Annotated in this window: 17 protein-coding genes, 1 tRNA gene and 1 pseudogene; 5 read left to right on the top strand and 14 right to left on the bottom strand. The window is 62.6% G+C overall.

Translation table 11 applies throughout. From position 1 onward, the window contains the following. From SIN04_RS10725 to SIN04_RS10700, 6 genes are read right to left on the bottom strand one after another with little or no spacing between them, the layout of a single operon-like run. Positions 1-1,155, bottom strand: coding sequence for a branched-chain amino acid ABC transporter substrate-binding protein (locus SIN04_RS10725; protein ID WP_244605772.1), 1,155 nt, complete (start codon positions 1,153-1,155; stop codon positions 1-3). Beyond that, positions 1,152-1,517, bottom strand: a complete 366-nt coding sequence (locus tag SIN04_RS10720; protein WP_134489022.1) for a DUF6867 family protein — start codon at positions 1,515-1,517, stop codon at positions 1,152-1,154. The genes SIN04_RS10725 and SIN04_RS10720 overlap by 4 nt, the downstream gene beginning before the upstream one ends. Further along, positions 1,514-2,248 carry an ABC transporter ATP-binding protein gene (locus SIN04_RS10715; protein ID WP_134489020.1) on the bottom strand — a complete coding sequence of 245 codons (735 nt, stop codon included), beginning with the start codon at positions 2,246-2,248 and terminating at the stop codon, positions 1,514-1,516. The genes SIN04_RS10720 and SIN04_RS10715 overlap by 4 nt, the downstream gene beginning before the upstream one ends. After that, a complete protein-coding gene (locus tag SIN04_RS10710; RefSeq protein WP_134489018.1) occupies positions 2,245-3,144 on the bottom strand; it encodes an ABC transporter ATP-binding protein in 900 nt (299 codons plus the stop codon). The genes SIN04_RS10715 and SIN04_RS10710 overlap by 4 nt, the downstream gene beginning before the upstream one ends. Beyond that, positions 3,144-4,517: a high-affinity branched-chain amino acid ABC transporter permease LivM gene (livM, locus tag SIN04_RS10705; RefSeq protein WP_134489016.1), complete on the bottom strand. Its 1,374-nt coding sequence runs from the start codon at positions 4,515-4,517 to the stop codon at positions 3,144-3,146. Before livM ends, SIN04_RS10710 begins: the two co-directional genes overlap by 1 nt. A 7-nt stretch (positions 4,518-4,524) precedes the next feature. After that, positions 4,525-5,442 (bottom strand): branched-chain amino acid ABC transporter permease, encoded by a 918-nt coding sequence (locus SIN04_RS10700; RefSeq protein ID WP_134489014.1) that lies wholly within the window; start codon positions 5,440-5,442, stop codon positions 4,525-4,527. Between the two features lie 331 nt (positions 5,443-5,773). Between SIN04_RS10700 and SIN04_RS10695 the strand changes: the two genes are divergently transcribed. Next, entirely contained in the window at positions 5,774-6,304 is a 531-nt protein-coding gene (locus SIN04_RS10695) for a flavin reductase family protein (RefSeq protein WP_134489012.1), read from the top strand. A gap of 15 nt (positions 6,305-6,319) precedes the next feature. Here the strand turns inward: SIN04_RS10695 and SIN04_RS10690 are convergent, their stop codons facing one another. Beyond that, the gene (locus SIN04_RS10690) at positions 6,320-7,618 is read right to left on the bottom strand and encodes an alpha/beta fold hydrolase (protein ID WP_134489010.1); all 1,299 of its coding nucleotides are present in this window, start codon (positions 7,616-7,618) and stop codon (positions 6,320-6,322) included. Positions 7,619-7,905: 287 nt separating this feature from the next. Between SIN04_RS10690 and SIN04_RS10685 the strand changes: the two genes are divergently transcribed. Continuing rightward, a complete protein-coding gene (locus SIN04_RS10685) occupies positions 7,906-8,202 on the top strand; it encodes an usg protein (RefSeq protein WP_134489008.1) in 297 nt (98 codons plus the stop codon). 9 nt (positions 8,203-8,211) lie between these two features. On the opposite strand, the gene radC is transcribed toward SIN04_RS10685, so the two are convergent. Both radC and map read right to left on the bottom strand, forming a co-directional pair. Further along, positions 8,212-8,934 carry a RadC family protein gene (gene radC, locus SIN04_RS10680; RefSeq protein WP_134489006.1) on the bottom strand — a complete coding sequence of 241 codons (723 nt, stop codon included), beginning with the start codon at positions 8,932-8,934 and terminating at the stop codon, positions 8,212-8,214. Further along, positions 8,931-9,773 carry a type I methionyl aminopeptidase gene (map, locus tag SIN04_RS10675; RefSeq protein ID WP_134489004.1) on the bottom strand — a complete coding sequence of 281 codons (843 nt, stop codon included), beginning with the start codon at positions 9,771-9,773 and terminating at the stop codon, positions 8,931-8,933. Before map ends, radC begins: the two co-directional genes overlap by 4 nt. Before the next feature lie 450 nt (positions 9,774-10,223). Here map and SIN04_RS10670 point away from each other — a divergent pair, with 450 nt between their 5' ends. The 3 genes from SIN04_RS10670 (at position 10,224) to SIN04_RS10660 (ending at position 12,282) form a co-directional block, all read left to right on the top strand. Next, positions 10,224-11,531, top strand: coding sequence for a homoserine dehydrogenase (locus SIN04_RS10670; protein ID WP_134489002.1), 1,308 nt, complete (start codon positions 10,224-10,226; stop codon positions 11,529-11,531). Between the two features lie 66 nt (positions 11,532-11,597). Beyond that, the gene (locus tag SIN04_RS10665; protein WP_134489000.1) at positions 11,598-12,095 is read left to right on the top strand and encodes a hypothetical protein; all 498 of its coding nucleotides are present in this window, start codon (positions 11,598-11,600) and stop codon (positions 12,093-12,095) included. Positions 12,096-12,207: 112 nt separating this feature from the next. Beyond that, positions 12,208-12,282 (top strand) — tRNA-Gln (locus SIN04_RS10660). A gap of 363 nt (positions 12,283-12,645) precedes the next feature. Here SIN04_RS10660 and SIN04_RS10655 read toward each other — a convergent pair. The 5 genes and pseudogenes from SIN04_RS10655 to SIN04_RS10635 all read right to left on the bottom strand — a co-directional run bounded on the left by SIN04_RS10655 (position 12,646) and on the right by SIN04_RS10635 (position 17,671). After that, positions 12,646-14,211: a recombinase family protein gene (locus SIN04_RS10655; RefSeq protein WP_134488998.1), complete on the bottom strand. Its 1,566-nt coding sequence runs from the start codon at positions 14,209-14,211 to the stop codon at positions 12,646-12,648. Beyond that, positions 14,208-14,765: a DUF2924 domain-containing protein gene (locus tag SIN04_RS10650; protein ID WP_166795911.1), complete on the bottom strand. Its 558-nt coding sequence runs from the start codon at positions 14,763-14,765 to the stop codon at positions 14,208-14,210. The genes SIN04_RS10655 and SIN04_RS10650 overlap by 4 nt, the downstream gene beginning before the upstream one ends. A gap of 19 nt (positions 14,766-14,784) precedes the next feature. Beyond that, positions 14,785-15,354: a DUF3489 domain-containing protein gene (locus SIN04_RS10645; RefSeq protein ID WP_244605771.1), complete on the bottom strand. Its 570-nt coding sequence runs from the start codon at positions 15,352-15,354 to the stop codon at positions 14,785-14,787. 319 nt (positions 15,355-15,673) lie between these two features. Continuing rightward, positions 15,674-17,018, bottom strand: a pseudogene (locus SIN04_RS10640) (IS1182 family transposase); the annotation flags it as partial. 197 nt (positions 17,019-17,215) lie between these two features. After that, on the bottom strand, positions 17,216-17,671 hold the full coding sequence (locus SIN04_RS10635; protein WP_134488992.1) for a CHRD domain-containing protein: 456 nt from the start codon (positions 17,669-17,671) through the stop codon (positions 17,216-17,218). Positions 17,672-18,434: the final 763 nt, after the last annotated feature.

Here is an 18,434-nt window from a genome sequence, read left to right as displayed (position 1 = left end):
TCACTGTTTGAGCTGGTAATAGCTGATGCGTCCGTCCGGACCTTTCTTCCATACGAACACGACATAATCGGCGCGCGTCACATCGCCTTTCTTGTCGAATTTGATGTCGCCTATGACGGTCTTGAACGTCATGCCGGAATGAATGGTCTTGGCGACTTCTAAAGGATCCAGCGATTTCGCCGCTTCCGCCGCCTGCTTCAGAACCTCGACGGCGGCGTAGGAATAGAGCGTATAGGTCTCCGGGTTGAAGTTTTTCGCTTTGAATTCTTCGACCACCCTCGCGGCTTCCGGCCGGTCGCGAGGATCGGGCGGGAAGGTCATGAACGTTCCCTCGACGCCGGGTCCTGCGATGGCGGCGAATTCGTCGGATGCAATGCCATCGCCGCTCATCATCACGGCGTTGACGCCCTGGTCGCGCATCTGGCGCAACAGAAGGCCGCCTTCTGTATGGACGCCGCCCCAATAGACGATGTCGGCGCCCGATTCCTTGAGCTTCGAGACGATCGCCGAATAATCCTTTTCCCCTTTGTTGACGCCCTCATAGAGCACTTCCGTGACGCCGAGCGCGTTGAGGCTCTTCTTGGTTTCGTCCGCGAGGCCTTTGCCATAGGTCGTCTTGTCGTGAAGAATGGCGATCTTCTTCGGTCCGAGACCGGCCAGGAATTTCGCTGCGACCGCTGCCTGTTGATCGTCGCGGCCGCAGGTCCGAAAGAGCGTCTCGATGCCCCGGTCTGTGATTTTCGGATTGGTCGAACCGGGCGTGATCTCCAAAATCCCGTTCTCGGCATAGACGTCGGAAGCCGGCATGGTGACGCCCGAATTGAAATGGCCGATGACGAAGGCGACCTGATCGCCGACGAATTTATTGGCGACGGAGACGCCCTGCTTGGGATCGGCCGCGTCGTCGCCGGTTTCGATGCTGACTTTCTGGCCGAGAATGCCGCCCGCCGCGTTAATCTCGGCGACCGCCTGCTCGGCGCCCATTTTCAATTGCGCGCCGAATGTCGCGTCCGGGCCCGTGATCGGCGCCCCCACGGCCATTTTGACGTCCGCCCGCGCCGCGCCGCAGGGGCCGATCGCGACGAGGATGCTTAGCGCGAGCGTCGCAAGGACGTTCTGACGGCGCTTCATAGCCAGCTGCGTCAATCGGTTCATGAAGGCTTCCCTGTGCTTGCTGGCGATCCTCGCGGCGCGTCCTCGCGCGCGAAGATCGGACCATATTGCTGTTTCATCTGGCTCCGCCGCGTCAGCTTGAATCCGCTGAGAACGAATCCGAACGCCGCGGCGAAATCGAGGCCGTATCGGGCGAGCGACACGAGCGGCTCGCCGAACAGGGCATAATGGAGAAAGCGCGCGGCGGCGGCGATGAGCAGCGCGGCGACGGCGCCATGCCAGATCGGACGCCAGCGCAGCGCGAGCGCGCGCCCGGCGCTGTAGGAGGCCGCGCCACTGAGGATGACGCTGAGGCCGAGAAAGATCAGGACGGAGCGGTTATCGAAGGCGAATAAGGGCGTCAATGTCCACCCTCAAGATAAGCGGCGCGAATTTCAGGACGCGCCAATAATTCGCGGCCCTTGCCGGACAAAGTGATCGCTCCATTGACCATGACGTGGCCGCGATGGGCGAGCGTCAAGGCATGAAAGGCGTTTTGCTCGACGAGAAAAACGGTGAGGCCTTCGGTCCGGTTCAAATCCTTGATGACTTCGAAGATCTGCTTGACGATGAGCGGGGCGAGGCCGAGCGAGGGCTCGTCCAGCATCAGAAGGCGCGGCCGGCTCATCAAGGCGCGCGCGATCGCCAGCATCTGCTGTTCACCGCCCGACAACGTGCCGCCACGCTGGTTTGCGCGTTCTTTGAGACGCGGAAAAATCACGAAGACCCGTTCGAGGTCCGCGGCGAAATGGCGATCGCCGCTGAGCTGCGCGCCGATTTGCAGATTTTCATAGACGCTCATGCGCGGAAAAATCCGCCGTCCCTCGGGCGATTGCGCAAGGCCAAGGCGCGCTATGTCATGCGTTTGCATGGCGGTGATGTCACGCCCGGCGAAATGGATCGCTCCCTCGCGCGCGCGGGGATTGCCGAAGATGGTCATCATGAGCGTCGTCTTGCCGGCGCCATTGGCGCCGATCATCGTTACGATCTCGCCTTCATGAATGTCGAGATCGACGCCTTTGAGGGCGATGATGTTGCCGTAGTAGGTTTTTACGCCCCGCATCGACAACAAGGGGCCAGATCCTGCGCCGCTCATGCCCTGACCGCCGCCGCGACTTCGTCCTCGTGCTCGACGCCGAGGTAGGCCTTGATCACTTTCGGGTCCTGACGAATCTCGGCCGGGAGCCCGTCGGCGATCTTCACGCCATAATCGAGAACGACGATATGATCCGAAATCTCCATGACGACGGACATGTCATGCTCAATGAGAAGGATCGAGGTTCGATGTTCGTCGCGAAGGCTTAAGAGAAGCGCGTTGAGCTCGTGCGATTCACGCGGGTTCAACCCGGCGGCGGGCTCGTCGAGGCAGAGCAGCACCGGCGCCGTCGACATGGCTCGTGCGATCTCGAGCCGGCGCTGCGCGCCATAGGGCAGGGAGCCGGCCGCATCGTCGGCGCGGTCCAGAAGGCCGATCCTGTCGAGCCAATAGCGCGCGGATTCGATTGCGGCTTTTTCACGCGCGGCGGAGGCCCCAAAGCCGAGCAGGCCGGAGAAGCCGAAGGCCGCTCCGATGAGCTGATTATGCTGCGCGACAATGAGATTTTCGAGCAGCGTCATGCCGGCGAAGAGGCGGATGTTCTGGAATGTCCGCGCGATGCCGGCGTGCTTTGCGATCTCGAAATCGGCCATGCGCTCCAGAAGGAAAATTTCGCCGGAAGCCATTTTGGCGTGGCGGCGTCCCGTTTCCGTCAGGCTGTGCACATCCTGCGCCGCGGCGCAGCCGGTGCGCGCGAGGGCCATGCGGCCGCCGCAACTGCGGTAAAAGCCGGTGATGCAATTGAAGACAGTGGTCTTGCCGGCGCCGTTCGGCCCGATGAGAGCGGTGATGTCGCCGCGCCCAACGGTGAAATCCAGCCCCTCCACGGCGCACAGGCCGCCAAAGCGCATCGTCAGCTGTTCGACCGCGAGCAGGGGCGCGGAAATCCAGCGCATCAGCCGTGGCCCTCTTGCGCCAGTACGCCGACGGGCTTTGGCTTTGAGAGGAAGATCGACGGTTTTCGCAGGGCGATGAGGCCACGCGGCTTCCAGTTCATCATCGCGACCATGGCGACGCCGACGATCAGCATGCGATATTGAGTGGGATCGAAGCCGTCGCCGAAAATAACCTTCAATCCGTCGAGTTCGCGCAAAAGCTCCGAGCCGCCGATGATCCCCACGGCGGCGAGCGCGACCCCGAGTTGCGAGCCGCCGCCGCCGAGAACGACCAGCGCGAGAATGGTCGCCGATTCCATGAAGGTGAAGCTTGTCGGCGACACGAAATTCTGGCGCGCCGCAAACAGGGCTCCGGCCATGCCGGCGATCAAGGCGCCGAGGGCGAAGGCCGTGAGTTTCGTCGCCACAGTGTCGATGCCGAGCGAGCGGCAGGCAATCTCATCCTCGCGCAGCGCCTCGAAGGCGCGTCCGATCGGCAGGCGCCTGAGGCGCAGGCTCAGGAAATTGACCAGAAGCGCCATGGCGAGAACGAGGTAGAAAAGAAAGATCACCCGATGCACCGGTGCGAATTTCAGCCCGAACAAAGCCGCGAATCCGTGCGGGCCTGGAACGAAAGGCCAGCCGAAAAACGTGATGCGGGGAATCGAACTGATGCCGGCGTCGCCATTGGTCAGCGCGGTCCAGTTGGTCAGCACGATGCGAATGATCTCGCCGAAAGCAAGCGTCACGATGGCGAGATAATCGCCGCGCAGACGCAGCACAGGCAGACCGAGCGCAATGCCCCATAGAGCGGCGAAAAAGCCCGCGATAGGCAGACAGACCCAGAACGACCAGCCCCATGTCGTCGATAGCAGGGCATAAGTATAGGCGCCGACCGCGTAGAAAGCGACATAGCCGAGGTCGAGCAGGCCGGCGAGGCCGACGACAATGTTAAGGCCCCAGCCGAGAAGGACGTAGAGCAGGATCTGGATGCCGAAATTGTCGATCCATTTTTGCGCTCCGGCCGGGCCCGAAATGGCGAGCGTCGCGATCGGGAAGGCGACCAAAGCGGCAACGCCAGCGCTCGACGCGAAGCGCGCCAGTACGAGAAGAGCGCCGTAGCGCGCCGCTCCGTTATTTGGCTTGGCGGCCCTTTGCGGGCGCCGGGGCGCGAGGAGGACCAAAAATCTGAGGATAAAGGCCGCAGCGACCGCCACGGCGACGGCGGGCCAGCGGCTTTGCAGGTAGAGCTCGTTGGAGAAGTTCAGATCGGTGCGATAGGCGAGGATCGGAAAGGCGACGCCGAACATCAGGACGCCGGCTTTTGCCGCCCCGATCAGGGCAGCGCGCACGGGCGGGGAATCGGAGCGAGCCGGCGCGTCGGACCCTGCCATCTTGCGCCTATACCTTCTCGACATCGGGTCGGCCGAACAGGCCGGAGGGCATGAAAATCAACGTGACCGCAAGAATCGAAAAAGCCGCGACATCCTTGTAGTCGCTGGAAAAATAGGCCGCCCAGAACGTTTCGATCAGGCCGATGAGAAGGCCGCCAAGGACCGCTCCGGGCAGCGAGCCGACGCCGCCGAGAACGGCGGCCGTGAAGGCCTTGACGCCTGGCACGAAACCGTCGCCCGAATTGATGACGCCGTAGTAAACGATATAAAAAACGCCAGCGACCGCGGCGAGCGCCGCGCCGATGACGAAGGTCAGCGAAATCGTCCGATCGACGTCGATGCCAAGGAGCGCCGCCATGCGGCTATCCTGTTCGCAGGCCCGCTGGGCGCGCCCGAAGGATGTCTTCTGCACGAGGAACCAGAAACCCGCGAGAAGGGCGGCGGTAACGCCGACTATAAGGATCTGCTTCAGCGACAGCGTGACGGCGTAGCCGCCGCCCCTGGTCAGCGTGATGACGTCGTGGAACAAAGGCGGCAGGGCCTTGTTGCGCGGCCCTTGCAGCACATAAACGAGATTTGAGAGAAAGATCGACATGCCGATCGCCGAAATAAGCGGCGCGAGGCGGAATGAGCCGCGCAGGCGCCGATAGGCGATGCGCTCGATCATGTAGCTCCACAGAGATGTCAGGACCATTCCGGCAATGAGGACAATGACGAAGGCGAAAGCCAACGATGTGACGCCGAGCATCTGCGTCAGGGCGAGAAATACGATGAGCGCGATGAAGGCGGAGAGCATGAACACGTCGCCGTGCGCGAAATTGACCATGCCGATGATGCCGAACACCATGGTGTAGCCGATGGCGATCAGGCCATAAATCGACCCCAGCGTCACGCCGTTGATCAACTGCTGCAGGAAGATCTCCATGGGCGTCCTCGCGGCTCCTTTGGTGGGGTGAGGCGGTTTTCGAGAGAAGCGGATCGGCGCCCGCGTAGAGAAAATGCGCTAAAATGGAAAAACAAGCGAATTTTTGCGGCTCCTCCGGAGTTCAGGGCATGCGCCGATGCGACGCCGGGGCATTTTCCTCGTGGCGGACATTGCTTTGGTCCCGGTCCAGCGTGCAATTGCGGCGCCGTTTCGAACGCTCCGGCGCGGGTCGGCAGCCTTTGTTGATCGGTTTGTTTTTGCTATGAAAGGCGGTCGCTTGGCTCCGGCCGTTCGGGCGGATGAAACGGGAAGCAGGAGCTTCAGCACGAATATGGCCGAATTGACTGTTGGCGGCGCCGACCTTGCCGCCCCCCTTGGCTTCGGCCCTGATTCGATCCATTTTCGCAACGCGATGAGCCGCATCGCCGCTGCGGTTCATATCGTCACGACGAACGGCCCAGCCGGCCTTGGCGGCATCACTGTCACCTCCGTGACGTCGATCACGCTTGATCCCGCGATGATGCTTTTTTGCATCAACAAAGCGTCCGCGTCCGTCGACCGCATCGTGGAGAACGGGGTCTTCTGCATCAACGCGCTCACCCCGGCGCATCAGGTCCTCGCCGATATTTTCGCGGGCCGCACCGATCAGCGCCTTGAGGAACGTTTCGCGGGCGCCGACTGGACGAAGCTCGCGACCGGCTCGCCCGCGCTGCGCGAAGCGGCGGCGTCTTTCGACTGCCGGCTCGTCGAGGCAAAGGAAGTCGGCACGCATCTGATCATGATCGGTCTTGTCGAGGCGGTCGTCTATGGCCCTGAAGGCGAGAGCCTTGTCTATGCTCATCGCCGCTACAGAACGCTTTGACTTTTTGGGTTTCGTTCATCGGCCACGCCGCGGCTTTTTGAGCGCGGCCTTTTTCTGAACGGCCTTTTTCTGACCGGCCTTGGCCGCGGCAACGCGCCCTTTTTTTGCGACGCTTTTGCTTGGCGCGCTTTTGCTTGGCGCGCTTTTGGCCGGCGCCGTCCTGACCGGCGCCTTCTTCACGGCGCCTTTCTTGGCAGCAACTTTCTTCGCAACAGCTTTCTTCGCAACAACCTTCTTGGCAGCGGCCTTGTTCACCGGAACCTTCTTCGGGGCGGCTTTCTTGACCGCCGATTTCTTGACCGGCGCTTTTTTCACCGCGCTCTTTTTCACCGCCGCCTTTTTTGCAGGCGCTTTCTTCACAGCAGTCTTTTTCGCAGCGGCTTTCTTTGGCGCAGCCTTCTTCGTCGCGGCCTTTTTTGGGGGGGCTTTCTTGGCCACGGCCTTCTTCGCTGGGGCGCGGCTCGCGAGACCCTGCCGGGCCGGCGTGCGCCTCGCTATCTTTCGCGGCGGGGCGGCCTTGCGCAGGGGACTGTCAACCGCCGTCAGGAAATCGACAGCGGCCTCCATAAAGCCCTCCTGATCCTCAATGGCCGAAATATGCGAGGATTCCAAAGTCACGAGCTTGGCGCCTTCGATGACGCTTGCGACGAAGGCGCCGAGGGAGGCCGGAGCCGAGGGGTCATGCCGCCCGACGAGCACAAGCACTTTGTTGCGAATCGATCTGACCGTTTCGCGCTGGTCGACGTCGCGCAGCGCAGCACAGGCGGCCGCATAGCCCACGGCGGGAGTGGCGCGGAAAATATCGATGACGAATCTCACCAGGTCGGGCTCGGCCGCGCGGAAATCTTCCGTGAACCACCGCTCGGCGGTGCTTTGCGCCAGATGGTCCATGCCAAGGCTCCGCGCGGCCAGGATGCGGGCGTTCCAGATCTCCGGCGCGCCGATCTGCGCCGCCGTATTGGCGAGCACGGCGCGGCCGATCCTGTCCGGCGCCTGAAGCAGCACGGCCTGCCCGACGATGGCGCCCATGGAAAGGCCGAGCCAATGCGCTTTTTCGATGCGGAGGGCATCGAGAATGCCGATCGCGTCCTGAGCCAGTTTTGCGACCGAGTAGGGTCCTTCGTTGGCGACGCTTGCGCCATGTCCGCGCGAATCATAGCGCAGCACCCGGAAATGCTCGAGCAGAGCCGGCATCAAGGGCTCCCAAAGCTCGAGACTGCCGCCGAGATGATGGGCTAGGGCCAAGACCTCTTTGGTCTCGTCGCCCTCAAGGCGAACATTGAATATCTCGCCCGCAACTGTGATCTCGGACATGCTTTTTTCTCTCCCCAGCCGGCGTTTTTCGCATATGGGCGCCGCCTGATTCGCATTATCGCGCCAGACTAGCAACCTGCGTCAGTCCGGCAATAGCGATCGCACCGGGGCCAGAACCTCGTTCCGGCGAGATTCAAGCGTGGCACAAGCTTTGCTCGGCAAAATTTGGACGCAAACGTAACATTAAGATGACGGGCGTTGAATGGAGGCGCGCGCAGGGGCGCTAAGACTGTCGAAACCGCGCAACGCAATTTGCTTTTCGGCGTTGCTGGCTCGGAGGTTCCGCAATGATTAAAGCCGAACACGTCGAAATCAGAGTTTCCGAAGACTTCCTCAAGCAACTGGCCGGCTACGGCCTCGCTACGGCCGAAATACTCTACCGCTTGCCAGACCATCCACGCTTATTACAAAGCTATATCTGGCAGGACTATGATATTGCGCCGAACTTTCCGACCTTGCTGAAATTCCTCAATTTCTGGACGCAAAAGCTCGAAGGTCCGCTGCATAGCGTCCGCGTCGGCCACTCGAAACTGATCAAGCCGGCGGAAATCAGGACGATCGATGGAGAGTTTAGATTGAACTGACGATGCTTTTCAGATGAGGCGCATCGACTTGAGGCTCGCGTGGCCGTGCTTGCCGATGATCAAATGGTCGTGCACGGCGATGTTGAGCGGCTTGGCGATGGCGATGATCTGATGGGTCATGTAGATATCTTCGGTCGAGGGTTCGGGATCGCCAGAGGGATGATTATGGACCAGGATCAGGGCCGACGCGCCAAGCTCGAGCGCGCGCCGCATGATCTCGCGCGGGTAGACCGGCGCCTGATCGATCGTGCCGACGCCTTGCACCTCGTCGGCGATAAGGAAATTTTTCTTGTCAAGGAAGAGGATGCGGAATTCCTCCCGGTCAAGGAAGGCCATGGCGGTGCGGCAGTAGTCGATGACGGCGCCAAAGCTCGACATAGACGACCGTTTCTGAATCGATGATTTGGCGAGGCATCGGGCCGCCGCCTCGATGATCTTGATTTCCACGATGGCCGCTTCGCCGAGGCCTTCAATCTCGGCAAGGCGCTCGGGCCGCGCCGAGACAGTCTCTGCGAAGGAGCCAAACCGGGCGATCAGCGCCTTGGCGAGCGGCTTGACGTCGCGCCGGGGCATCGCGCGAAACAGGATCAGCTCCAGCAATTCATAGTCTGCGAGCCCCTCCGCGCCGGCCTTGCGGAAGCGATCACGCAGCCGCTCCCTGTGGCCATGATAATGCGGCGTTTCCGCGCTTGCTGGAGGCGCGTCTTCGCGCCTCGCCTCCGACCGGGTCACGCAGCGTCCGCCGACCCGAGGTCGTAGGGCGGATGATGGAGCCCCTTTGGCGACAGCGTAAAGATCTCGCAGCCGGTCTCGGTGACGCCGATCGAATGTTCGAATTGCGCCGACAGCGAGCGGTCGCGCGTCACGGCCGTCCAGCCGTCTGAAAGAATTTTGACCTGCGGACGGCCGAGATTTATCATCGGCTCGATGGTGAAGAACATGCCAGGCCGCAGCATCACGCCTTCGCCGCGACGGCCATAGTGCAGAATATTGGGCTCGTCGTGGAAGAGCCGGCCGAGTCCGTGGCCGCAGAAATCGCGTACGACGGAACAGCGCTCTCCTTCCGCGTAATCCTGGATGGCGGCGCCGATATCGCCTGTTGTGGCGCCGGGGCGCGCCACCGCTATGCCGCGCATCAGTGATTCATAGGTGACCTCGATGAGGCGCTGAGCCCGTCGCGGCACGTCGCCAATGAGATACATGCGGCTTGAATCGCCGTGCCAGCCGTCGACGATGAGGGTCACGTCAATATTGACGATATCCCCTTCCTTCAACGGCTTGCGGTCCGGCATGCCATGGCAGACGACATGATTGATCGAAGTGCAGATCGATTTGCGATAGCCGCGATAATCGAGCGGCGCGGGATAGGCCCCATGCGACATCGCAAAATCAAAGATCAGCGAATCGAGGAACTCGGTCGTGACGCCCGGCTGCACATGCTCGGTCAAAAGATCCAGCGCTTCGGCCGTGAGCCGTCCAGCCTTCCGCATGGCGGCGAAGGCCTCCTCGCCGTGCAATTTGATATGGCCCGCCTTGCGGCCCGCGATTTCCACAGCGTCGACGAAAGTCATTTTCCTGTCCATCCGGCAGACTCTCGCGCCGCCGATCTGTCGTCAATTTAGGCGTTTGTCGCGGCGAAGCAAGGCCGGCGCGCCATTCCGCTTTGCCCCCCGCAGCCAAATCGAGCGCCGTTCGGCCAATTTGAAGAGTAAAGTGATAGGGCCGCGCGGGGCGAACCGGGTTCGGCGGCCCAAGGCGTATTCTCAGCGTCAATTCGGGGTCCGTGTCAGCAGCTGCGGCTTGATTGGCGCAACGAAACAAGGCAAGGTCCGCTTCCGTCCGGAGCCGTTGGAGCGCAAGGTCGAACAGGTCCGGATTCACCCTCATTCCTTGAGCACTCGAGCCTCAGCCGCGGGCGATCATTGTCGAAGCGCGCTCTAAGGAGCGCATGTTGAAGACGGCGTCTTCAAAGCTCCGCGCGGCGATAAGGCTCTCCAACCTTTTTCCAGGCTTTCTTCTTCATGTTGCCTCCTTTACGCATTGGACTCGCTGGTCTTGGCACCGTCGGCGCCGCCGTGCTCCGGCTTCTCGAACGGCAGGCCGAGGTTTTGACGCGACGCACAGGGCGCAAGATCCTCGTTGTCGCGGTTTCCGCGCGAGATGCGGCGAAACAGCGCGGCGTCGATCTTTCCCGCTTCAAATGGTTCGATGATCCCGTCGATCTCGCAAAGTACGGCGAGATCGACCTTTTCGTCGAACTCATCGGCGGCGCCGACGGCGTGGCTCTCGCCTGCGTCGAGGCGGCGCTCGGCGCCGGCAAATCCTGCGTCACGGCGAATAAGGCGCTGCTCGCCAAGCACGGCATGCGGCTGGCCCGGCTCGCCGAGGAAAAAGCCGTCGCGCTCTCCTTTGAGGCGTCGGTCGCCGGCGGCATCCCGATCGTGAAAACTCTGCGCGAAGGGCTTGCGGGCAATTCGATCGAGAGAGTCTATGGCATCCTGAACGGCACGTGCAATTACATCCTGAGCCGCATGGAGACAGAGGGCTTGAGCTTCGAGCAATGTCTCAGCGAGGCGCAAAAGCTCGGCTACGCCGAAGCTGACCCGACCTTCGACATCGGCGGCTTCGACACCGCGCATAAGCTCGCCATTTTGACCTCGCTGGCTTTCGGCACGGTCATCGACGCCAGCGCCATCGCGATCGAAGGCATCGAATCGATCAGCCTCGCTGATCTTGAGGCGGCGTCCGAGCTTGGCTACCGCGTCAAGCTCCTCGGCGTCGCGCGGCGCACGCCCGACGGCATCGAGCAAAGGGTGCATCCTACGATGGTGCCGAAATCCTCGGCGATCGCACAAGTCATGGGGGTCACCAATGCGGTGACGATCGACGCCGACGCCGTGCATGAACTGACGCTCGTCGGACCTGGGGCGGGCGGCGAGGCGACGGCCTCTGCGATCGTCGCCGACATCGCCGACATTGCCCGCGGCGTTCGCTCGCCGCCGTTCGGCCTGCCGGTCGCGACGCTGAGCGAAGCCGAGAACGCGCCGATGCAATTGCATCGCGGCGGCTATTATGTGCGGCTGTCCGTATTCGATCGACCGGGCGCGGCGGCGGCCATCGCGACGCGTTTCGCGGAGCGGGACATTTCGCTCGAAAGCATCGTGCAGCGCCGCCGCCCGGGCGCGGGCGATGAGACGCCAGGGGCGGTTCCGGTCATTCTCATCACCTATGCGACGCATGAGAAAATTATTAGTGAGGCGCTCGACGCGGTGGTCGATGATGGATTTTTGGCGGCAAAACCCCAGTTTATTCGCATCGAGCGCGAATAATCTCCGCCGCGCCGCAGACCCGGCGGCCGGTCCGGCGCGGCGGCGCGAACGCACGGGAAAGCCGCGATGAATGGGATTCGCCGGGCGCTTGTGGTGAGTCTTGGCCTGTTGGTCGCCATCGCAGCCGGGCTGATCCTGCTGCCGGTCCTAGCCGTGCTCGACCCGGCCGCGCGAGAGGCGGGCGCCGCCTTCGCACAGTTCGTGTTTCTGTATCTGGCCCCATCGGGTCTTGAGGGATCTTCAGCTTTCGCCGGCGCTGAACTGGCGCGTTTCGTCTGGACCGCGGCCATTGCGGTTTGCGTCGCCCCCCTCATCATAACCGTGCTGATCGGTGAAAGCGCGCGTGTGCGATCCTCCATCTGGTATGTGGGCGCGACCGGGGTCATCGCCGCCGCCACGCCCTGGGTCGCGCGCGCGGCGTTCCGCACGACGCGGGCGATCGGCGCGACGCCGGAGGAATTGCGCTTTGCATTCGTCTTTTTCCTGACCGGCGCGGTTTCGGGGCTGATTTATTGGATGATCGCCGGTCGCCCGGCGAGCGACCGCTCGGCGGCGCCCGACTGAACGTTATTTCAAAATCATCCTTTTTTGGCCGAATTCCCGGCTCCCACCGGGTTGCGGCGCGGGGCGCCTCGCACTATGGTCCAGCCGCCGCAGCGGCTTGCCGAGCGGATTTTGGGGCGTCGCCAAGCGGTAAGGCAGCGGATTTTGATTCCGCCACGCGGAGGTTCGAATCCTCCCGCCCCAGCCACGCATTCCCGCGATTCCGGAACGGGCGCCGTCTCGGAAGGTAGTGCCGTAATTTCAGAGGCTTGGCGGCAGGCGCGGCGTATTAGAGACGCGCAGAGACCGGAATTGGCGGTCTCGGGGGCCCATTTCTGGTCCTAGTCTCTGAGCGCCAATTTCCAATCTCCGGAATTTCCGGACGGCGGCGACCCGAGACCGGTTCGAATTGCGACGAGACCGGTTCGATTAGTCGCGCTCGCAGGCTTAGGCCGGCGTCCGGCGGGTGAGCGGAGGCGCCCTGGCACCGCGTTCCCGGGACGATCGGTTGTCAGCAACGATGCTTGCGGGTAATCGGCGGAAGATGGAGTAACGCCGGCGACTGGTCGCCCTAGCCCAGCCCGAACATTCGCTGCTGGTCGGTCCACTTGTGCGGCAGAGAGCGGGCAAGGCCGGATACGGTCAGGCCGGCCGGGCCTGCGCCATCGGCGATCGAAGCAACAATGTGCGGGGACAAGAATGCGAGAGGCATCAGGAATCGGACATGGCGCTCGGCGAGATTCTCGGCGGCCGCGATAGCGTCGAACGATATGGCGTTGCCGGAAAGAATTGAGTCCAGCCAGCCGCGCGCCCGCGCGATCGCCCGCAAAAGGGCGTCTCGCGTTTCAGAATTCATGGTTCCCTGATCGGCGGGCGCATGGGTGATCCCTTTCTGGCGTGGAAGGTTCGGGGCAAACGGGACCGACAGGCAAGTCGGCGCGCCAGCCCCAGCCCCATCTGCATCGCTGCGGAGCATGATCCGCAGCTCTTTCGGGTGGACGGTGACGCGTTCGACATGCCGCTGGAGGAACTCGCGATCGGGGATCTTGGAATCCGATTGCTCCCTCTGCCTCATCGCCTTGCAGACAAGCGCCTCGACTTCGGGCGCAGGCACGCGGGCGATAGAACCGGAGTTGGCTTTCCGGTTCTGCAGCAGCGCGTGCGAGACGTAATACCGGTAGCGGACGCCCTTCTTGTTGGCGTGACTCGGGCTCATCGGGTTGCCGCGATCGTCGAAGATCAGGCCCATGAGCATCGAAGGCGAGCGGGATCGGCTCAGCTTTCGCGCGACGGCCCGCTCGGCGAGTTTTTCCTGCACCGCCTCGAACAGCACCCGATCGAGGATCGGTTCGTGCTCGCCCTTGTGAACCTCGCCCTTATAGACGACCTCGCCGACGTAAAACCGGTTCTTCAAAAGGTGAGCCAACGGGCCGACCATGAAGCGCTCGGCCGCGACGGCTGTCCCGTTTGCGAGGACTCGTGGTCTTGGCCGGACGCCTTCCTGTTCGAGCGCGGCGGCCAACTCGCCGATCGATCCGAGACGCAGATAATCGGCGAAGATCTTGCGGACCAGCGCGGTATCCTCGGGCGCGACCTCAAGCTTCTTGCCGATGCTGCGGTAGCCGAGAGGCACAGGTCCGCCGACCCAGATCCCCTTGTGCTTGGAGGCAGCGATCTTGTCGCGCACCCGTTCCCCGATCACTTCCCGTTCGAACTGGGCGAAGGAGAGCAAGACGTTGAGGGTGAGGCGGCCCATGCTCGACGTCGTATTGAAGGACTGGGTCACCGAAACGAACGAGACGTCATGGGCGTCGAAAAGCTCGACGAGCTTGGCGAAGTCGGCGAGTGACCTTGTCAGCCGGTCGACCTTATAGACCACGATGATGTCGATCTTTTTGGATCGGATCTGTTCCAGCAGCGCCTGCAGGGCGGGGCGCTCCAGCGACGCGCCGGAGAGGCCGCCATCGTCGAATTTGTCGGAGATCAGCCGCCAGCCTTCATGCGCCTGACTCTTGATATAGGCCTCGCAGGCCTCGCGCTGGGCGTCGAGCGAGTTGAAGGCGAGGTCGAGATTATGCTCGGTCGATTTGCGCGTATAGATGGCGCAGCGCCGCGGCTTTGGAGCGACAGGCTTCATGCGGCGCCTCCATGAGGTTTGGCGGAGCGCCGCGCCCTGATCGACCCCGATCGCGGGACGGACATCCTGGCGGCCGCCGCCTGCGCCGGAGCCGCCGCATCGGCAGCGGGCGTCTCCTCGCCGCCGGTGCGCAAGCCGAAGAAGCGGGGCCCGTTCCAGCTGGTTCCGATGATCTTGCGGGCGATGGTCGAAAGACTCGCAAAGACCTGTCCTCGCCAGCAGAAGCCGCCCGGGACGACCAGAACCTCACGTAGCTCGCCCTGATATTCCCGGACGATGACCGAGCCCACTTTCACATGCCGGGGGGGCGGGGCCCCGCTGGAGGATGCGCTCAGAAGCTTGCGAACACGCGGCTCAAGACCGCCCAGAACCTCTTCCTGGAGCCAATAGGCCAGCGCACGGGCGATCAGGTCTTTGGAAAAGGCGGGCGGCGGTTCCTGGCCCCGCTGCTGACGCCAGAGGTCCCCAAGTTGTTCGATATTCAAGGCCGCGATGCCGGCAAGGCCGGCTTCGAGATCGATGGCGGCTGGCGTCCCCGCCGGCCGTCGTTTCATGGCTGACTTCGCCATCGGTTCAGGCCCCGACTGAAGCCGCCTGAGCGCCGGCGATCCGGTACAGCGATCCGAGCTTTTCGTGGCGGGTTCGTTCGATCGCAAAACCCCGCTTGCGAAGGCCCGTGATCGCGGCCCGGGTCGTGTGCGGCAGCCAGCCCGTCGCCTCGACCAGAGCCGAGAGCGTCGCGCCCTTGTCCTTCGTCAGCATGGCCACAAGGAGCGCCTGTTTCGAACCGGATCGCGGCAAGCCGGCCGTCGGCGGCCTTTCAGCGTTTGCGACCGCGAAGCCGGGCTTGGCGCTCCTCGTCTCGACTGGCGGTTGCGTCTCGCCAGCATCGTCCGCGACGCTGATCGCCTCGCGACCTGCCCGCGTGATGATCAGGCTGATGCGCCGCCCGTCATTATCGATCCGCCAGACCGGCATCCCTGGCTTGGCGCGGATCTCACGCATTAGCTTGCGGAACAACAGGCTAGCCGCGACCTTTGCGGCGGCGGCCTTGTTCACTCGGTCGGGAACGCATGCGGCCCCGTCCACGCGTTGGGCCGCTTTCGACAACACGATCAGCTGGGTATCGGTGAGCTTCGCCATGTTCTTCTCCTGTGCTTGCGACAGCATCGGCTGTCACCAGCACGACCCCGCGATGGCCCGAGGGCCTGCGGGGTGCGGAGAAGGGCGGCTCCGCCGCCCGGCGTCTGACGCCAAGCAATGCTCTGGGCTGCGAAGAAGTCCAGCCGGATTTGGGCAAGCGAACCTGGCGTGTGCCGAAGAGCACCAACCCGCCGAAGGGCCACGGGCTTTGGGCCGAGAATAGGGCCCCAAGACTCGGACGATCTTGATCTCGTGATCGAACGATCACGAACTCCGGCTTCGGCGGCGCCTCCGGATCAGGCTCGATTTGCGGGGCATCAGGGGCGACGGCGAATATGCGCTTTATGTTCCAGGCCATGGTCACGAGGCTCCACTCGCTGCGCACTTTTTCGAGCCCGCGCATCGAAAATTGACGGAATCCGAGCACCGATTTTATGATGCCGAACACCGGCTCTGGAGTTTTGTTTGCGCAGGGCGTAGCGATCCCGGCCTCCCGGCGTCTTCAACCGATGCGCCATGGCCTCGACCGGCGTCGGATTTTCGGGCGCCGTCTCGAAGCGCTCTTGCAACGGCGGATGATGCGGTTGACGGCCCATCGCAATCAGTGGTTCGACGCCCGCCTTTTCGCAAGCCTCGACATTCGCTCCGCTGAAATAACCCGTGTCGGCCAGCAGCGTTTCGGGTTCGCCCAGGTCTTCGGGCAAGGCCTCGATCTTGCCCAGCATCGGCTCGAGCTGCTGCTTGTCGTTTGGCGCCTGAACCACATCGACCGCGACCACCAGCATGCTCCCTGCGGCTACGGCGGCCTGTGCATTGTAGCACTGCTCAAAGCCGCCTCCCGCCACCGGCATGATGCGTGAGTCCTCGTCGGTGAGATTGATCTGATCGCGCGGCAACGGTCCTTTAGTCGGCGGTTGCGGCGCCTTGCCGCCGGGCTTCTTGCCCCTGGCTGCCGTCTTAGCCGCGCGCGCCGCAAGTTTGGCTTCATGCTCCGCCTGCTCGCGCGCATGGCGTTCCTTGGCGCGCGCTTCGGTCTTCGCGCGCGCTTCGGCGATCTTGCTCAAACGCTCCTCGCGTCGCGCCAGTTCATCAGGAATCGACATGCCATCGGGAATGTCCGCCGCGTCCGCCGCCTCGGCTTTGGCCATGAGATCAGCGACTTCGGCCTTCAATTGCGCCGCGATCTTGCCCGCTTGCTCATAAGACAGCGCGCTATGCCGGCTGGCGTTGGCGTGGATCTTCGTGCCGTCGAGCGCAACCGTGCCCATCTTCAGCACGCCCATCTCGCGCGCCAGCAGCAGCACCTGAACGAACAGCGCCTCGATCTCTTTCAGAAACCGCCGCCGGAACGCCGCAATCGTGGCGTGGTCGGGATGATCATTGGCGGCGATGAACCGGAACGCCAGGGAATCATACGTCGCCCGCTCCAGCTTGCGACTGGAAAACACTCCCGTCGCATAGCCATAAACTAGAATGCCAAGCAGCATGCGCGGATGATACGACGCCGAACCAGAACCGCGATAACTCCCGCTCATGGCGCGAAGGTCGAGTCCGTCGATCACCTCCACCACAAAGCGCGCCAGATGCTTTTCCGGCAACCACTCGTCCACCGAAGGCGGCAGCAGAAACCCGGTCTGCCGGTCTATCGTGCGAAAATTGGGCATCGAAAAGCGCCCGTCATCAGAAGATGAATCAACGCGATCATTCTCGCGCAAACGACCGCGTGACGTTAAGTCCGACAGGCTGCTAGTGGATGGTCGACGTGTTAAGGCGCGCTACTGCTTCGTTAGTAGGAACGAGCGCGCGCAAAATGCTTTGAAACAAAGCCCAACCCTCCGATCGGCGTGCCTCCCACGAATACTCAGCCCTTTGGCGGGCTCACCTGACCACGAATTTCGCCATCGGGATTCTTTTCTGTGTGGACGTTGATGTACCACTGACCCGAGGTGAACTCCTGCGCCTGCTCGGGCATCAGCGTCGCCTCGCCCTTGATTGGGCTGTCAGCCATCGAACCCTTTTTCGTTAGCCAAATCGTCGGCGGGGCGTTCTTGCCAGCCATCGCCGGCCCGTGAAAATGGGCCATCGTGGCCGGACCCGAGAGCTCGCTGAACTCGACCGTCCAAGTCACGACTCTCGTGTCGGGATCGTAGGTCAGCTGGGCGGTCCCCTTGCCAGAGGTCTGCACTGGAGGGACCTGCTCGGCGCCGGTCAGCGGAACGCTGATTGACATCGGCGCCGCCGACGCCACCGCTCCCCACGCGAGGCCCGACAGGGCCGCCGCTACAAATAGCACTCGCCGTAAGATTGAAACCGCCATGTATGCCTCCTCGGGTGGCCGACCGGATACCGCTGCGCCGGCGATGTCGCCACAAAGAGCTAACGTGCGCCCTTGGCTATTTGTTCAAGTTAGCCCGTGGCCAAAACACGTCGGACCTGCACCGTCCAGCGCTGTTCAAGCTGTCTTGCTTCAGCAAAACGCACCGAGCCTTCAGGTCTCGGCGATGCGGACATGGCGCGAAGTCGTCGCGGCGTGGGGTCGACACGCCCCGCATTTTTGTTGCGCATTTCGGCGGCCGAACGATCGTTCGCGAAGATTGCGAATTCCGACGCAATCCGGCCGGGGATTCCGATTTGAAGCCGGCTGAGCACCGTGTCCACGAAAGCGGCGGCGAAGGGTCTCGTCGCGGTCGTCCCACTTTATCACGGACGGCCTTACTATTTTCTCCTGCTAGACGGCGATCGCTGTTGCGTCCGGGACATCCTAGACAGTCTCCGAGAACGCGGAGGCTAGCCGATGATCAAGCAGGGCCCGAAGGATGTCTTTACATGTCTCGGGAGTCGAAACAATTTTGCCGTTGGCGTCAAACTGGAAAAAGAGTCCGAATTCCTTCTGATGGGCCTTTAGCCGAAGCCTTATTTCACGCGTCGGGAGCGGCTAAATTGGGGTCTTGCCTAACTGATGTGACCCCGAGGGCCACTCCCGCCGTGCTGTTCGTATTTTCTCCGCTATGCCGCCACCCGAAAGGTTGTGACAGCAATCATCGCGGCATCCTTACCCGGTGGAAGCATCCCGACCTCCA

The sequence above is a fragment of the Methylocella tundrae genome, from assembly GCF_038024855.1.
GTDB classification, from domain to species: Bacteria; Pseudomonadota; Alphaproteobacteria; order Rhizobiales; family Beijerinckiaceae; genus Methylocapsa; species Methylocapsa tundrae.
The sequence above is the reverse complement of the archived record's forward strand: the minus strand, read 5'-3'. Positions and strand labels throughout refer to the sequence as shown.

What these genes read in the sequence shown, in the direction of transcription:
- SIN04_RS10725 (WP_244605772.1), bottom strand. Translation starts at nt 1,155, where the DNA reads ATGAACCGATTGACGCAGCTGGCTATGAAGCGCCGTCAGAACGTCCTT.
- SIN04_RS10715 (WP_134489020.1), bottom strand. Translation starts at nt 2,248, where the DNA reads ATGAGCGGCGCAGGATCTGGCCCCTTGTTGTCGATGCGGGGCGTAAAA.
- SIN04_RS10710 (WP_134489018.1), bottom strand. Translation starts at nt 3,144, where the DNA reads ATGCGCTGGATTTCCGCGCCCCTGCTCGCGGTCGAACAGCTGACGATG.
- livM (WP_134489016.1), bottom strand. Translation starts at nt 4,517, where the DNA reads ATGGCAGGGTCCGACGCGCCGGCTCGCTCCGATTCCCCGCCCGTGCGC.
- SIN04_RS10700 (WP_134489014.1), bottom strand. Translation starts at nt 5,442, where the DNA reads ATGGAGATCTTCCTGCAGCAGTTGATCAACGGCGTGACGCTGGGGTCG.
- SIN04_RS10695 (WP_134489012.1), top strand. Translation starts at nt 5,774, where the DNA reads ATGGCCGAATTGACTGTTGGCGGCGCCGACCTTGCCGCCCCCCTTGGC.
- SIN04_RS10690 (WP_134489010.1), bottom strand. Translation starts at nt 7,618, where the DNA reads ATGTCCGAGATCACAGTTGCGGGCGAGATATTCAATGTTCGCCTTGAG.
- SIN04_RS10685 (WP_134489008.1), top strand. Translation starts at nt 7,906, where the DNA reads ATGATTAAAGCCGAACACGTCGAAATCAGAGTTTCCGAAGACTTCCTC.
- map (WP_134489004.1), bottom strand. Translation starts at nt 9,773, where the DNA reads ATGACTTTCGTCGACGCTGTGGAAATCGCGGGCCGCAAGGCGGGCCAT.
- SIN04_RS10670 (WP_134489002.1), top strand. Translation starts at nt 10,224, where the DNA reads ATGTTGCCTCCTTTACGCATTGGACTCGCTGGTCTTGGCACCGTCGGC.
- SIN04_RS10665 (WP_134489000.1), top strand. Translation starts at nt 11,598, where the DNA reads ATGAATGGGATTCGCCGGGCGCTTGTGGTGAGTCTTGGCCTGTTGGTC.
- SIN04_RS10655 (WP_134488998.1), bottom strand. Translation starts at nt 14,211, where the DNA reads ATGAAGCCTGTCGCTCCAAAGCCGCGGCGCTGCGCCATCTATACGCGC.
- SIN04_RS10650 (WP_166795911.1), bottom strand. Translation starts at nt 14,765, where the DNA reads ATGAAACGACGGCCGGCGGGGACGCCAGCCGCCATCGATCTCGAAGCC.
- SIN04_RS10645 (WP_244605771.1), bottom strand. Translation starts at nt 15,354, where the DNA reads ATGGCGAAGCTCACCGATACCCAGCTGATCGTGTTGTCGAAAGCGGCC.
- SIN04_RS10635 (WP_134488992.1), bottom strand. Translation starts at nt 17,671, where the DNA reads ATGGCGGTTTCAATCTTACGGCGAGTGCTATTTGTAGCGGCGGCCCTG.